The organism is Vagococcus entomophilus (assembly GCF_003987595.1).
Classification (GTDB): Bacteria; Bacillota; Bacilli; order Lactobacillales; family Vagococcaceae; genus Vagococcus_E; species Vagococcus_E entomophilus.
On the sequence record NZ_NGJZ01000003.1, the window covers coordinates 249,696 to 265,062 of the forward strand.

The following is a 15,367-nucleotide window of genomic DNA, read 5'->3' on the forward strand; positions in this document are numbered from 1 at the left end:
ACAAAGTAAAAGCTGAACGATCTTGTTCAGCTTTTGACCTGCATCTAATTATTGCATTCTCAAACTTTTTCTCTGCTTATAACGCATCAAACCTAACTGGATTAACTCTTCTAGTAAGTCGCCATATTGAAGCCCCATTTCTTGCCACAGCAATGGATACATACTAAAAGGTGTAAAGCCTGGCATTGTATTGATTTCGTTTAGGAATAATTCATTATTACTCGTTAAAAAGAAATCACAACGACTAAGGCCACTTCCATCTAATGTCAAATAAGCTTTTTCTGCATATTCACGTGCTTTTTGCTGAATTTCTTCTGGAATGTCGGCAGGAATTTGTAAATCAACATCATTATTAAGGTATTTTGCATCGTAGTCATAAAAAGAGACAGTCTTCACAATTTCTCCTGGAACGGTCGTCCGCACCTCTTCATTGCCCAAAACAGCAACCTCAATCTCACGCGCTTCTATCCCTTGCTCGACTAACACTCGACGATCAAATCCAAAAGCTTCTTCAATCGCACACTGTAATTCTTCGCGATTTTCTGCTTTACTGATTCCAACACTAGAACCTAAATTAGCAGGCTTGACAAACATTGGATATAATAGCGTTCCTTCACATTTTTCAAAAATTTCTTGTGGTTGCTCTTTCCATTTCGTTTTGACAACTGACACATAAGGAACTTGAGGTACCCCCACTTGTTGCAGGATGTGTTTCGTCATAATCTTGTCCATGCCACATGCACTGGCTAAAACGCCACAACCGACATAAGGCATATCTAACATTTCAAACAACCCTTGGACCGTCCCATCTTCTCCGTTGGGTCCATGTAAAATCGGCATCACAATACTATTTTCTTCTTTGATGTCAGCTGGTGTAATCACCTGAGAATTAGCCTCTGTCAAATCTAAAATAGTTTTATCTTTAGGAATATCTGTCAAAACTGGTCCTTTTCGCCAAATTCCTGCTTGCGTAATTTGAACCAGTTGCACTTGATAATATTCATAGTAAACGGCTTGTAGTATTGAAAAAGCAGATAAAAGTGACACTTTATGTTCTGCACTTTTTCCTCCGTAAATTAAAATGATTTTCAAATCATTTTCGCCCCCTTAAAATAGCACTTCTTTCAAGTTACACGACATTATTATACTGTATTTTTGCCAAAAACTCTATTTCTATTTTAGAGTTTACATAAAAACGAACAAAAATAAGTGATTTTCCGCTCTGACTTCACTTCCTTTAGTTTTCGTAAACGAACAAAAGGTTGGAGAAGCTCCCCCAACCTTTTGTTACTAGCGACTAGTTTAATTCATCTTCAAAAAAATGCCAGGTTTTTTTACTTGTATTATAAACTAAAGAAGCAATTTTCATCTCTTCCGTATATCTCTGCTCTCTTGCTTCACGCAATCGATCTTCTACAACATAGATTGGAATGGTATACGTTTTATTCACAATCTCTTCTTGCTTAAAGCTCAGAACAATTCCTTCTTGAAAAACAGCATGAAGCTCCTTTACAATTTCCAATGGAACAGGTTCTACTGGAATCGCTCTTTTAAAAAAAGATTTTTTATTGTTTAGTTTTTCGAGTACCAGCCTGGTTATCTTCCCACCAATTGTCAAGTAGAACTCCTCTAAATGACGATAGTAAACTTTGGTTAACCGATCTGTTTCAAAAAAAACATAATTATTTTGTAATTTATAAAAAAATGGAGAATGTAATTGTGTTCTCATATGTCCAAAGTAAAGCAGCTCTGAAATTTCCATTGGGGTTAACTGTTTTACTAGTGCTAATTCATTAAAATCAATCCACTTAATTTGTGGTTCTCTTTTTTTACTGATATAGAGAAAATACTGTTCAATTTCTTCAGGTTCACGAATGATTTTCAAGCCAGTATGTGGCTCATATTCTCCTTCTTCGCAATTTGGATCAAGCAGCAACAAATTTTTGGGACGTTGTACGATAGAATGGCTAAAATCAAGATTCGTTAGTCCATCTGAAAGAACTGCATTCGTCATGTTATCTAAATGGATATATATGTAATCCGACACCAGTTCCCCCCCTTTCTTTCATTCACTCTTTATTTTACCTCATTATATAAAAAAAGTGTCAAAAATTTTTTTAAATTTATGTTACATATTACACTTTTTTTATTTTTTAGAAATGCTTATGTAATCTTCTTATCATTTCTTTTTTGTTTTATTTTTGCTAAAATGAAAATGCAAGATTTTTAACCAATCACAGGAGGGGTTTATTATTCACAAAAAACGTAGGTCCAAAGAAAATCAATCGAAAAAAAGATGGAAAAATTGGCTCACAAACTTCTTATTAGTTATTCTTTTAATTGTTGGGCTAGTACTTATCTTCAACGAACAAATAAAAAATCAAATTGTCAAACAAACAACCGCAACCAATCGAATCGAACATATGACGCCAAAAAAAATCAAGAAAAACGAACAAAAAAAAGCGGATTTTAATTTTGAACAAGTGAAATCTCTAGACTTTGATACCATTATTCAGGCACGATTAAACCAAGATCAATTGGCTATTTTAGGAGGGATTGCTGTCCCAAGCGTCCAACTTAATTTGCCTATCATCAAAGGAGTTTCCAATTATTCTTTAGCAGTTGGTGCAGGTACAATGAAGGAGGAGCAGGTGATGGGCTCAGGCAACTACGCTCTTGCCAGTCACCACATGATCAACGAGAGTTTACTTTTTTCACCACTTGTTAACGTTAATGTAGGCTCACTTATCTATTTAACAGATTTAAGCAACGTCTATACTTACAAGATTACGATGAAAGAATATGTCACGCCAGACCAAGTCCAAGTCATTGAGGACGTGGCCGGCAAAAAACTTGTGACACTAGTCACCTGCGACACAACCGGCGATAAACGTTTGATTGTCCAAGGAGAGCTTGTTTCTGCTTCAAGTACAAAAGAGGCGAGCGAAGAAGCAAAAGAGGCATTTAATATTGCAACTAATACCTACAAATAAAAATAAACAGCTCCAAACAAGTTTTTTGTCAACGCTTGTTTGGAGCTGTTTATTTAATACAAATCTTTTCTAACCAATACTTGCAGCCTTGTTGAATGAGTTGATACGTTAACTCGAAGTCTCCAGTATAGTAAGGATCTGGTACCTCTTTAGCGGTTTTTGTTCCATTTTCTAAAAATAAATGAATTTTCTTTTTTGTTCCATCTGGTGCCCTATTCAGCAAATCCGCTACATTTTGTTGATCCATTCCTAAAATCAAATCTGACTCTTGAAAATCTTGAGCCGTAATTTGCTTTGAGACCATTCCTTTTGTAGAAATATTTTCTCGTTTTAAAATATTTTGAGTTCCTATATGGGGCGGATTTCCCTGTTCCCAAGCACTCGTTGCGGCAGAACTAACCGCTATTTTATGCTCTAATCCATTTTGCTTTAGCATTTGTTTCATTATTCCCTCTGCCATTGGTGAACGACAAATATTTCCTAGACAAACAACCATCACTTGGTACATCTTTCTTTTCCTTTCTCATTTATGCATTTTTCCGTGGATTTTTGTTCTTAATAATCGCTTGAAGTTTTCTCTATCTTTTTCTGTAAAAGCCTTTGGTCCCTTGGTCTTTTTCCCTTGTTTTCGTTGCATTGCTCCAAAATAGCGACTTTCAAGCAAAATATCCATATTGTCTGCTGAGTACTCAAAACCTGTCTGATGTAGGACCACGCTCTTCTTTGAGAGCGCCAACGCAGCTAGCCCATAATCTTGTGTCACCAAAATATCTCCTGCTTGAATCTCTTTTATAATCCGATAATCAGCCGCATCTTGACCATCGTCTACATAAATAAAGGACACTTGTTCAGACAGATCTTTCGTCGTAAAGTGCGAAAAACTCGTGACAATCTTAACTGGCACTTGGTTTTTCTTTGCAATTTCTATCACTGCATCTTTTACAGGGCACCCGTCACCATCAATAAAAATGTGCATTTTCTGCCCCTCTTTTCTTTTTTTTCATTGTACTGAATCAACCATTTTTTTTCAAGTTTTACTCTTTTAGCCTCTATCTAAGCACGGATTTCCTTCCTTTATTCATTGACTATTTCTTGCAATTCACGTACTTCCTGCAAGATACTTTCAATTAAGAAAACACAAGGAATTTGACTGGTATGATCGTAATATACATGCAACCGCTCTTTCTCAAGATTATAGGAAAGAACCGTTTGAGAAAGATGTGCAAGTGGGCTCATCGGGTTGGACGTGATGATTACAATCAAACTTTTTTTATCTTGATAAAACTCATTAACCAGCTCAATCAATTCACGGGTTTGTCCAGAAACTGATAAAACAATCAAAACCGTTCGCTTTTCTTCTCTTAGTCTAGTCGCAAGTGGGTAGGTTGGATCTTGAACTTCAAACGCATTGATTCCAATACTTGCCAACCTCCGTGCCGCATAGGCTGCAATGGAACCTGATGCACCCATACCAAGAAAGACAATATGCTCGCCAAACATAACCGTCTCTGCAACTTCTTTAATTTTTTCTTCTATACGACTAGGGAAAAGTGTTGGTGTCAACACCTGAAGCCTACTTTCAAAATCATTTTTCTTCTTTGTTCTTTGTTCAAGTAATTCATTTCTAAAAGACAATTTAAATTCTGGAAAACTATTATAGCCCATTTTCTTTATCAAGCGCATCACAGATGATGGAGAAGTATGAGTATGAAGCGCTATTTCCCTCACACGCATAAATGGAATGATGCTGTCATTATTGATCATATACTGATAAACGCTTAACTCAACATCCGTTAGTTGATCTAGCCCTTTAAACCCAAAAAAGCTCATATTTTTCTCTTCCTTTCAATAACCAGGAATACGCTTACACTGTTAAGATCCAAAATAAAAAGCCCAATACAAGGCTTCGTATTTCATCCAATCATTCAAAAAACTCAATTTCTACTGCATGAGTTAAGATGTCTGTATAGCTATAAGAAACCCGCTCAAAAGCGTTCTCTTCCTGATCTAAATCGACAATAAAAACTGCTGGATAGGTCTCTGTTAGTACACCGTGTCTTTCAGTTTGTCGCTTTCTACCTGTTTGAGCAGTCAGCGTAATTTTACTACCGACATGACCTTCTAATGTTTGCTTAATCGTAGCTAGAGTAACAGCCATCATATCCACTCCTTATAAAAGGAGTATAACATAAACAAAAAGAATCGTCAATTTTATCATAGTATGGATGAAAACTCAACTTATTTTTCTAATTTCTTATTTTATTTTTCTATTTTGGCACTATAAATTTCACTATCAGGTGTGTAGAGGACGAGAACGTTTACTTTTTAAGAGATATGCTCTTTTAGTTTACGTTTGATCCGATCTAATGCATTTTTAACTTTTTTTATACTACACTTTTTCTTTTGGGCAATCCATTCAATCCCCATACCGCTCGTGTACTCCGTAAAAACCCCTTGTTCAAACTGTGAAAGCTGTTGGAAGAAGCCTTGCAAATGCTCTCTAAGCTCAAGTTGTTGTGTAGGAGGCGTTGTCTGCAGCAACTCTCTTGAATAGATTCCATCGCCTAAATTCTCTACCGTTTCTTCAAGTGAAACTGCTTGATAAGATAACTTACGTTTATAGGCGTTTTGTTTTCTTAACAAACTAAAAATGTGTCGCTCAAAATTAACTTTGAAAAAAGCTCCAAATGTCACTTTTTTCGTGGCGTCATATTTTTTAAGCGATTGATAACAAATAATCCTCCCTTCTTGTAGCCAATCTTCAATATCAAAATCATAGAGGAAATACCGTTTAGCAGTTTTTAATATAATCGGTCTATATTTGAAAAAAATGAGAGGAAAAAGCTGGTTATTACCAGCTTTCACCTCCTTGATTGCTTGTTCCAATCTTCTCTCATCCATATCGTACTCACTTTCTGTTCTCGTCCTCCTAAGCTTAGTTTAGCTTTCAAGTCCTTGCCAGAATAGTCTTTTTCGATACGTTTACTAATGAGATAAATCATCACGTAAGTTTTCTAATTTGTAAAGTTGTTCTGCATCCCACGGAGAATTTCTTCGATATTGTTGATACTTAAAATCTTCCGCTGCTTTATCAATGTTTTTCTTGACTTTTTTGATTGTTTTATAGAATTCGTTTGCTGAGGTACGCAGAGCCCCTTTAGAGAAAACCATCCATTGTTCGGCCAGATCACTGGTTGCAACGGTCACTTGTGTCAAGCGATTATTCCGTTCACCCGCTAGCTTTTCAATATAACTATCTGCTGTTTCATCTTTTTTAGTAAAAATCACTTGTAATTGATATTTTTCATAAGACTTTTGAATTCCCGGAACAAACTGTGCATCAAAAACTACAATCACTTCTATTCCTTCATATTTGGCGTAATTTGCAAGATGTGAGAGCAACAGATCTCTTGCATCTTCTAGGTTGTCTTGATTCTTCAACTTCACTAAATCCGGCCAAGCTCCGATCATGTTATACCCATCTACAATCAATAACTGTTGTTTCATCTCCATCCCTCTTTTCTAGTTTCATTGAGGATGACGCATCCTGAACACCTCATACATTAGCAACCCTGCCGCAACACTGGCATTCAAACTTTGAACATGTCCCCCCATAGGAATTGTTAGCAGTTCATCCATTTCTTTTTTTAATAATGGACTGATTCCCTTGCCTTCATTGCCAATCACTAAAGCAAGCGCTCCTTTTGTATTCCATGTCCGGTAATCGCTACCTGACATATCGGTTCCATATATCCAAAATTGATGCTCTTTTAGTTTGGCAACTGCTTGGACTAGATTTGTCACTCTAGCCACCGGAATATGTTCGACCGCTCCTGTAGAGGTTTTTGCCACGACAGAGGTGATGCCTACTGCTCGATGTTTAGGGATAATCACGCCACTTACCTTTGTGGCATCAGCGGTTCTCAGTATCGAACCAAAATTGTGTGGGTCTTCAATACTATCTAAAATCAGGAAAAATGGGTCTTCTGATTTTTGAAAGCCTTGTTCAATCAGTTCATCTAGACTGAGGTATTCATATGGCGTAATCCCTAAGACAAATCCTTGGTGTACCGCTCCATCAGATAGTTGGTCCAATTTACTTTTTGGCACCCACTTTACTGGGACCGAAAAGTCTTTTGCAAGTTGCTTAAAATTTACTACTTTTTCACTTTTCAAATCTTCTTGGATAAAGAGTTTATTGCCACGTCCATTTTCCAACGCTTCTTTGACCGCATGCTTTCCAAAGCAAAAGTCTTCTGGGTTCATACTTTTGGTTTGAGTCTGGTTAGCATCGTAACTTTTTTTATTTTGGTTCATTCCTTTTACTTGTTCACTTTTTTTCACATTACTTCTCATCTTTTTTTTCATTCTGTTTCTCCTCTATCTTTTGAATACACCAAGAAACAATTTCATCCACTCGGTTTTTCTGCTTTGTTAAATGTAGATAACCAATCAGTGATTCGAAACCAGTCGCCACTCTATATGTCGTAATATCTGTATTTTTGGCAGAGGTAAAACTCTTTGCATTTCTTCCTCTGCGGTACATTTCTTCTTCTTTTTCGGTCAATACGTTCTCTTCCAACAAGGCACGCATTAAGAAACATTGACCTTTAGCTGACACAAAATTGGTAGCCAAATGATGCAAGCGATTTGGTTTAGTTTGCCCCTTTTGGACTAGATAATCGCGAATATAAACCTCATAGACTGCATCTCCAACATACGCTAAAGCTAGCCCATTTAGCTGTGTGAAATCTCTTTCTTTTGTCATTTTTCTCGTCTCCACCTAGTTCCTTGCGCAGTATCTTCCAGTATTATCCCTTGTTCTTTTAACAAATCTCTAATCTCATCACTTCTTTTAAAATCCTTTTCCACTCTCGCTTGAATACGCTCTTCTAACAACTGGTCAATTTGTTCATCCAATAACGTGGGTTCATTTAGCTCAATCCCAAATATTTTAAGCCAACTTTCAAATAAGAAGAAAAATTGTTCTAAAACTGGAATTGAAACATGTTCTTGTTCTGCATATTGATTCATCCATTTTGCAAAATCATAAACAACTGTTATCCCATTAGCGACATTAAAATCATCATCCATCCCTTCAATAAAGCGATCTTCAAAATCAGAAAAGCGATCAAAATTTGCTAAATCATCATCTAATTGGGGATAGGCATCTTTTTCTCTAAATTTCAAATTGTTGTAAGCGGTACGCAAACGTTGCAAATTTGTTTCCGCTTCTTTTAGCAAACTTTCACTAAATTTAATAGGACGACGATACTGTGTTGTTGCCAAGAAAAAGCGTAAAATTTGAGGTTCCATTTGTTGCACAAGTTCATGAACAGTCACAAAGTTTCCTAATGACTTACTCATTTTTTCGCCTTCATCCCCAACGGTTACAAAACCGTTATGCATCCAATAGTGAGCAAATGGATGCCCCGTTTTTGCTTCGCTTTGTGCAATTTCATTTTCATGGTGAGGAAATTCTAAATCTTGTCCTCCCCCATGAATATCAATTGTCTCCCCCAAATGCTTGGTGGCCATCACAGAACATTCAATATGCCAGCCTGGTCGTCCTTTGCCCCATGGAGAATCCCACGATACTTCTTGTTTTTTCGCTGCTTTCCATAATGCAAAGTCAAGTGGGTCTTCTTTTCTATTTTGTTCGTCACCAATACGTTTGCTCGCACCCACTTCTAAGTCATCAATGGCTTGGTGACTCAACTTTCCATAGCCTTCAAAAGCTCTAGTTCGATAATACACATCTCCGTCTGATGCATAAGCATAGCCTTTATCCATCAATACTTGGATAAAATCGATAATCGCCTCAATGTGGTCTACAGCTTGAGGATTTAAGGTGGCTGGTTGAACATTTAACTGCCCCACATCCTCTTTAAAAGCTTGGATAAACCTTTCTGCGACTTCTTTTGGCGTCAAATCTAACTCTTTGGCTTTTTGAATAATTTTGTCGTCTACATCCGTAAAATTGGAGACATAATTCACTTCATAACCTCGATACTCCAAGTAACGGCGAATTGTATCAAAAGCTACCGCACTACGCCCATTTCCAATATGAATATAATTGTAAACGGTCGGTCCGCAGACATACATGCGAACCTTCCCAGTTTCAATTGGTTGAAACACTTCTTTCTCTCTCGTCAGCGTATTATATATTTTAATCATTTACTTGACTCCTTTTTACTTTTTCACCATTTATTCTCACAACTTTTGCTGGAATCCCTACAGCAGTAGCTCCATCTGGAATATCTATCAACACGACAGCCGAAGCACCAATCTTAGCTTTTTCTCCTATTATAACAGGTCCTAAAATCTGAGCATGGGCCGAAATGATCGCTGCTTGTTTAATTGTAGGATGTCTCTTTCCTTTTTCTTTTCCAGTTCCACCTAATGTGACCCCGTGAAACAATACCACATCATCTTCAACGATAGCTGTCTCTCCTATGACAACACCCATTCCGTGATCAATAAAGACACGGCGTCCAATTTTTGCTCCAGGATGAATTTCAATTCCCGTTAAAAACCGCCAAAACTGTGCGTGCATTCTTGCAATCAAATAGAAATGGTGCCGGTAAAGAAAATGCGAAAGACGATGGGCCCAAAGCGCATGCAAACCAGCGTATGTCAGAACAATCTCAAGGGTTGACCTTGCTGCTGGATCGTTAGCTCTGACTGCTTGAATATCTTCTTTCCATCTCATTTTATTCTTTACCCCCCTATTCAACCTTCACTGTAAATAAAAAACGTCTTTTGAGCAATACTCTATTGCTTCAAAAGACGTTTCTACGTGGTTCCACTTTTATTTATGAAGCAAGTTGTGCTTCACCTTTTTTATGAATTAACGCTTCATAAACGTTTTTCACTACTAACTTTTTCAAGTATTCGTAAAAAAACACTTGAAGAGGCATTTCAAAAAATCACTGATATCTATTTTCACCAACCATAGACTCTCTAAAAAAGTGATAGTTTTACTTCTTCTTCTTACATGTATTATTTAGTTGTTTCGCTTAAATGTGCGAGCGTTTTTTCTTTTCCAAGTAATTCAATCGTTTCACCTAATTCAGGTCCATGCATTTGTCCCGTCACAGCTACCCGAATGGGCATAAACAAGTTTTTGCCTTTAATGCCTGTTTCTTTTTGAACTTCTTTAATGGTCGCTTTGATTGCTGACTCTGAAAAATCTTCCAGTTCAGCAATTTTTTCTTTAAAACAGTTTAACACAGTGGGTACTGTTTCACCAGCAAGAACTTCTTTACAAGAATCATCCAACACAGGATGTTCTGTAAAGAATAATTTTGCTAAATCTATAATTTGTTCTGCATAACTCATTTGTGGCTGATATAAGCCTACAATTTTTTCTAACCAATCCGAATGCGTCATCACATCTTTTTCTGCAATATTTCCAGCTTTTACCAAATAAGGTACCGCCATTTTAGTAACCGTTTCGACTGGTAAAGCTTTCATATATTGATTATTGATCCATTCTAACTTCTTACTGTCAAAAGCAGCAGGTGATTTGCTGAGGCGATCCGCATCAAACATTTGAATAAGCTCATTTTGTGAGAAAATTTCATCTTCTCCAACTGGTGACCAACCCAGTAAAGAAACAAAGTTAAACATTGCTTCTGGTAAATAGCCTAAATCACGATATTGCTCGATAAACTGTAAAATAGTTTCATCTCGTTTGCTTAGTTTTTTCCCAGTTTCACTGTTAATAATCAACGTCATATGCCCAAAGACAGGTGGTTCCCAACCAAATGCTTCATAGATCATCAATTGTTTTGGTGTATTAGCAATGTGATCATCCCCGCGTAACACATGACTGATTTCCATGAAATGGTCATCAACTGCGACAGCAAAGTTATAGGTAGGCATACCGTCTCGTTTTAAAATAACAAAATCTCCACCCACACTCTCAGATTCAAACGTGATTTTTCCTTTAACCAAATCATCGAATGTAAACTCTTGATTTTTAGGGACACGGAAACGAACAACAGATTCTCTGCCTTCTGCTTCATAGGCTGCTTGTTGTTCGGCAGTTAAGTTGGCACACATCCCACCATAGTGTGGCATTTCTCCGCGTGCTTTCTGAGCTTCTCGTTCTGCTTCTAATTCTGCTTCAGTCGCGTAGCATTTATACGCAAGATTGCTTGCCAATAACTGCTCAATCAAAGGCATATAGATTTCTTTTCTCTCAGATTGACGGTAAGGACCAAATTCACCAGGTTTTTGCGGCGATTCATCCCAATCTATCCCTAACCAAGCAAGGTTTTCTAACTGACTTTTTTCGCCATCTTTTATGTTACGTTTTTGATCGGTATCTTCAATTCTAATAATAAAGTCTCCATCATGATGACGTGCATAAAGATAATTGAACAATGCTGTGCGAGCATTGCCAATATGTAAATGTCCAGTTGGGCTGGGTGCATAACGTACGCGTACTTTTTTTGTCATTTTTAAATCCTCTTTCTCTTTTTTACTTTTCCAGCAAAGCAACCGCAAGTGCTCCGATGCCTTCCCCTCTACCTATAAACCCCATTTGTTCCATAGTGGTTGCCTTAATATTAATTTGCTCTGGTTGGATGTGACAGGTATTTGCAATCACAAGTTTCATAGCGGGTAAATATGGCTGCATTTTAGGCTTCTCCGCTAAAATTGTACAATCAATATTGCTAATAGTAAAGCTTTCTTGAGCAATTTTTTCGATAACTTTTGCGAGTAGACCAACCGAATCTGCTCCTTGGTACAATTCATCTGTATCGGGAAATAGATGTCCAATATCTGTCAAGCCTGCTGCCCCTAGTAACGCATCGATAATGGCATGCAATAACACATCTGCATCCGAGTGTCCTAAAAGTCCAGTTTCATAAGGAACATGCACACCCCCAATGTGAAGCTGACGTCCTTTAGCAAACGGATGTACATCAAAACCTTGACCAATTCGAATCATACTTCTTTCCTTTCTACTTGCTCCATCCGTTTTCTTAATATCGCTTCCCCAATTAACAGATCTTCTGGCGTTGTCAGCTTGATATTTTCGTAATCGGCCATTACCACCTTGACTTGTCGATGACCAAACTTTTCAATTAAGGAGGCATCATCTGTTCCTAAAAAGCTCTGCTTTCTAGCAAGCTCGTGCGCTTGTTTTAGCTCTCTTCCAATGAAAGCTTGCGGTGTTTGAATTTGCCATAAGGCGTCTCTTGGTACCGTTTCTTCAACTTTCATACCGGATACTCGCTTAATTGTATCTTTTACTGGTACCCCTGCAATCACTGCTTGATTTTTTTCAAGTGCTTGATAAACTGAGCTTAAAATAGCCGGTGTGACAAAGGGGCGCGCACCATCATGTACCAATACATAGTGGGCCTCATCTTTTATATGGTTTAGTCCTTTAAAAACACTATCTTGACGTTCTTTTCCGCCTGAAACAATTTCCACGTTTCGTTGTTCAGGCAAATATTTTTGAACAATTTGTTGCATGACTTCTAGCTCTTCTTCTTGTGCGACTAAGACAATATTTTGGCAATAGACATCTGCTAAAAAGGTTTCCATACAGTGAATGATGACTGGTTTTCCCATAAGTTCTAATAAAATTTTATTTTTCGTAGAAAACATTCTCTTTCCTTGACCAGCAGCTAATAAAATTAGCTCATACCCCATTCATACCCCCTACTTTCCCAGTAGTTTACTCTTTCTTTTTCCCAGCTTCAGATTCTTTAATCCCTTTTTGTGCATGTGCTGGTTTAGCAAAAATCATTCGTCCTGCTGCCGTTTGCAAAGCACTCGTTACGACAACGGTTAGTTCTTTGTTCATATAATACTGTCCATCTTCCACTACAATCATTGTTCCGTCGTCAAGATAGGCCACTCCTTGCTGACGCTCTGTTCCAGACTTCACCACCGTAACATGCATTGTTTCACCTGGAATAACTACTGGTTTTACTGCATTGGCCAACGCATTGATATTTAATACGGGAACATTTTGAAATTCGCATACTTTATTGAGATTAAAATCATTCGTCACAACAATCCCATCAAGCAACTTTGCTAACTTAATCAGCTTACTATCCACTTCTGTGATTTCTTCAAAATCGCCTTCGTACATCTCTACAGATATATTTTCCTCTTTTTGTAACGCATTCAGGATATCCAAGCCTCTACGTCCACGTACCCGCTTTAAGCTATCTCCAGAATCAGCAATGTACTGCAATTCGTACAAAACAAAATTAGGAATCAGCAACGTGCCTTCTAAGAAACCTGTTTTGGCAATGTCATAAATGCGACCATCAATAATCACACTTGTATCTAATACTTTATATTTACGAAAGTTATCTGTTACCTTGCGCTCTAAAACTTCTCCACTACTTTTTTTCGTACGATTCCCAATAAATTTTTTCCAATCTTCCATACGGGTTGTTCCCATGCGAAAACCGAGATACCCAAAAATAATCATTAAAAATACAGGAATAATGGTATCCAATAATGGCCAACGCAAATTATAAAACGGAATCGACAAAAGCGCACCTAAAACAAGTCCAATAATCGTTCCGACACTTCCGAAAAATAGGAACATCGGACTTTTTTCATTTAAATACTTTTCAACCTTTTGACGCAAACGGACAATGTACCTACCCATCATTTTTGATAAAAAGTAAAAAACCATGCCACCAAGTATCCCATCAACTAAATAATTATTTACCCAGTGAATGTGCCCCACATCTAATAATTGCCAAACTCCTGGCATGATGGTAATACCTAGACTGATTCCGACTACTGTAAAAAAAATTGTAATTATTCGTTTCTCCATAGTTGCCACCCCTTTCTTTCATTAACGAAATATTTTTCTGAGTGCTTCTCCAATTGTTGACACGCCAACAATCTCAATTCCACTTGGTGCATGCCAACCAGATAAATTGTTTTTTGGCAAATATATCCGCTTGAAGCCTAACTTTTGGGCTTCCATCACCCTTTGCTCAATCCGGTTCACTCGTCGTATCTCTCCGGTCAACCCAATTTCTCCTACAAAACATTCTTGTGGTGAAGTTCCCTTTTCTTTGTAGCTTGAGGCCAGAGAAATTGCCAAAGCCAAGTCAATTGCTGGCTCGTCCAGTTTGACTCCACCAGCAGCTTTTAAATAGGCGTCCTGATTTTGAAGTAATAAACCTGCGCGTTTTTCTAGAACCGCCATAATGAGTGCAACCCGGTGATTATCTAGCCCTGTAGAAGTTCGCTTAGCATTTCCAAACATTGTCGGCGTAACCAACGCTTGAATCTCCACAAGAATTGGTCTTGTCCCTTCCATTGAGGCAACAATTGCCGAACCCGTCGCACCTTCAATGCGCTCTTCAAGAAAAGCTTCAGAAGGATTTTTAACCTCAACTAGTCCCTGCTCTCTCATCTCAAAGATTCCAATCTCATTGGTCGAGCCAAATCGATTTTTCACCGCACGTAAGATCCGAAAGGTGTGATGACGATCGCCTTCAAAATAAAGTACCGTATCCACCATGTGTTCGAGCATACGTGGTCCAGCTAACGCCCCTTCTTTTGTAACATGCCCTACGATAAAAATCGCGATTTGGTTCATCTTAGCTATCTGCATCAATTCGGCCGTTGTTTCCCTCACTTGACTCACACTGCCAGCTGCACTTGTAATTTCAGGTTGCATCATGGTTTGAATCGAATCAATAATCACGTAATCTGGTCGTAACTCCTCAATAGTTTGACGAATAGCACTCATGTCTGTTTCTGCGTATACAAAAAAATCATTTCCTTGCATACTTAAACGTTCTGCACGCATCTTGATTTGCTCCGTACTTTCTTCACCCGAAACATACAAAACCGTTCCATCGGTTTGATTTAGTTGTTGCGAAACTTGTAGTAGCAACGTGGATTTTCCAATGCCTGGATCTCCCCCAATCAAAACAAGGGATCCTGGAACAACGCCACCACCGAGCACGCGATTTAATTCATCCAATTGCGTCTTAACACGTGGCTCTTTTTGAGACTTTACTTCATTTAATTTTGTAGGCGAAGTGCGCTTGCCTGTTATGTCTACTCGACTGTGTCGATCTGGTTGTGTTTGGATTTTTTCTTCTACAATTTGGTTCCAAGCACCACAGTTGGGACAACGCCCCAAATATTTAGGAGAGACATACCCACATGCTTGACAAACAAACTGTGTTTTCGCTTTTTTAGCCATGCACTTTCTCCTTTAGTTTATTAGTAATAGTTTACCACAATAATTAGAAAATCTGTTGAATAAAAAACAAAGACTTTCTTAAAAAACGGAATTTTTTCCTTTTAAAATAGTTGGATTTGGTGCATCTTCTTTTTTAATAAAATACGGAAAAAAAAGAAATCTT

At 37.8% G+C, this 15,367-nt stretch carries 18 protein-coding genes and 1 other annotated feature; of the genes, 1 reads left to right on the top strand and 17 read right to left on the bottom strand.

What is annotated here, in order from left to right:
* Window positions 1-48: 48 nt before the first annotated feature.
* Both CBF30_RS10130 and CBF30_RS10135 read right to left on the bottom strand, forming a co-directional pair.
* Window positions 49-1,092, bottom strand: a complete 1,044-nt coding sequence (locus CBF30_RS10130; protein ID WP_126826233.1) for a D-alanine--D-alanine ligase — start codon at window positions 1,090-1,092, stop codon at window positions 49-51.
* Between the two features lie 205 nt (window positions 1,093-1,297).
* The gene (locus CBF30_RS10135; RefSeq protein ID WP_126826237.1) at window positions 1,298-2,047 is read right to left on the bottom strand and encodes a hypothetical protein; all 750 of its coding nucleotides are present in this window, start codon (window positions 2,045-2,047) and stop codon (window positions 1,298-1,300) included.
* A 376-nt stretch (window positions 2,048-2,423) separates the two neighbouring features.
* Between CBF30_RS10135 and CBF30_RS10140 the strand changes: the two genes are divergently transcribed.
* Entirely contained in the window at window positions 2,424-2,993 is a 570-nt protein-coding gene (locus tag CBF30_RS10140) for a class A sortase (protein ID WP_245975063.1), read from the top strand.
* A 49-nt stretch (window positions 2,994-3,042) separates the two neighbouring features.
* On the opposite strand, the gene CBF30_RS10145 is transcribed toward CBF30_RS10140, so the two are convergent.
* The 15 genes from CBF30_RS10145 to radA form a co-directional block, all read right to left on the bottom strand.
* Window positions 3,043-3,501 (bottom strand): low molecular weight protein-tyrosine-phosphatase, encoded by a 459-nt coding sequence (locus CBF30_RS10145; protein ID WP_126826243.1) that lies wholly within the window; start codon window positions 3,499-3,501, stop codon window positions 3,043-3,045.
* A 15-nt stretch (window positions 3,502-3,516) separates the two neighbouring features.
* Window positions 3,517-3,969, bottom strand: coding sequence for a YaiI/YqxD family protein (locus CBF30_RS10150; RefSeq protein ID WP_126826247.1), 453 nt, complete (start codon window positions 3,967-3,969; stop codon window positions 3,517-3,519).
* A 98-nt stretch (window positions 3,970-4,067) separates the two neighbouring features.
* A complete protein-coding gene (locus CBF30_RS10155; protein ID WP_126826250.1) occupies window positions 4,068-4,823 on the bottom strand; it encodes a MurR/RpiR family transcriptional regulator in 756 nt (251 codons plus the stop codon).
* A 91-nt stretch (window positions 4,824-4,914) separates the two neighbouring features.
* A complete protein-coding gene (locus CBF30_RS10160) occupies window positions 4,915-5,151 on the bottom strand; it encodes a Veg family protein (RefSeq protein WP_126826254.1) in 237 nt (78 codons plus the stop codon).
* 167 nt (window positions 5,152-5,318) lie between these two features.
* On the bottom strand, window positions 5,319-5,894 hold the full coding sequence (locus CBF30_RS10165) for a sigma-70 family RNA polymerase sigma factor (RefSeq protein ID WP_126826257.1): 576 nt from the start codon (window positions 5,892-5,894) through the stop codon (window positions 5,319-5,321).
* A gap of 84 nt (window positions 5,895-5,978) precedes the next feature.
* Window positions 5,979-6,500 carry an NYN domain-containing protein gene (locus CBF30_RS10170; protein WP_126826260.1) on the bottom strand — a complete coding sequence of 174 codons (522 nt, stop codon included), beginning with the start codon at window positions 6,498-6,500 and terminating at the stop codon, window positions 5,979-5,981.
* A gap of 21 nt (window positions 6,501-6,521) precedes the next feature.
* Window positions 6,522-7,361 carry a 23S rRNA (guanosine(2251)-2'-O)-methyltransferase RlmB gene (rlmB, locus tag CBF30_RS10175; RefSeq protein WP_126826263.1) on the bottom strand — a complete coding sequence of 280 codons (840 nt, stop codon included), beginning with the start codon at window positions 7,359-7,361 and terminating at the stop codon, window positions 6,522-6,524.
* The gene (locus CBF30_RS10180) at window positions 7,339-7,761 is read right to left on the bottom strand and encodes a Mini-ribonuclease 3 (protein WP_126826267.1); all 423 of its coding nucleotides are present in this window, start codon (window positions 7,759-7,761) and stop codon (window positions 7,339-7,341) included. Before CBF30_RS10180 ends, rlmB begins: the two co-directional genes overlap by 23 nt.
* A complete protein-coding gene (gene cysS, locus CBF30_RS10185) occupies window positions 7,758-9,170 on the bottom strand; it encodes a cysteine--tRNA ligase (protein WP_126826270.1) in 1,413 nt (470 codons plus the stop codon). The genes CBF30_RS10180 and cysS overlap by 4 nt, the downstream gene beginning before the upstream one ends.
* Window positions 9,163-9,705, bottom strand: coding sequence for a serine O-acetyltransferase EpsC (epsC, locus tag CBF30_RS10190; protein WP_126826273.1), 543 nt, complete (start codon window positions 9,703-9,705; stop codon window positions 9,163-9,165). Before epsC ends, cysS begins: the two co-directional genes overlap by 8 nt.
* 70 nt (window positions 9,706-9,775) lie before the next feature.
* Window positions 9,776-9,999: a binding site (T-box leader), on the bottom strand.
* On the bottom strand, window positions 9,996-11,459 hold the full coding sequence (gene gltX, locus CBF30_RS10195) for a glutamate--tRNA ligase (protein WP_126826276.1): 1,464 nt from the start codon (window positions 11,457-11,459) through the stop codon (window positions 9,996-9,998). It overlaps the preceding feature by 4 nt.
* Before the next feature lie 22 nt (window positions 11,460-11,481).
* The gene (ispF, locus tag CBF30_RS10200; RefSeq protein ID WP_126826279.1) at window positions 11,482-11,955 is read right to left on the bottom strand and encodes a 2-C-methyl-D-erythritol 2,4-cyclodiphosphate synthase; all 474 of its coding nucleotides are present in this window, start codon (window positions 11,953-11,955) and stop codon (window positions 11,482-11,484) included.
* Window positions 11,952-12,665 (bottom strand): 2-C-methyl-D-erythritol 4-phosphate cytidylyltransferase, encoded by a 714-nt coding sequence (gene ispD, locus CBF30_RS10205; RefSeq protein WP_126826283.1) that lies wholly within the window; start codon window positions 12,663-12,665, stop codon window positions 11,952-11,954. The genes ispF and ispD overlap by 4 nt, the downstream gene beginning before the upstream one ends.
* Window positions 12,666-12,690: 25 nt before the next feature.
* Window positions 12,691-13,812, bottom strand: a complete 1,122-nt coding sequence (locus tag CBF30_RS10210) for a PIN/TRAM domain-containing protein (RefSeq protein WP_126826287.1) — start codon at window positions 13,810-13,812, stop codon at window positions 12,691-12,693.
* Window positions 13,813-13,833: 21 nt separating this feature from the next.
* On the bottom strand, window positions 13,834-15,204 hold the full coding sequence (gene radA / locus CBF30_RS10215; protein ID WP_126826290.1) for a DNA repair protein RadA: 1,371 nt from the start codon (window positions 15,202-15,204) through the stop codon (window positions 13,834-13,836).
* Window positions 15,205-15,367: the final 163 nt, after the last annotated feature.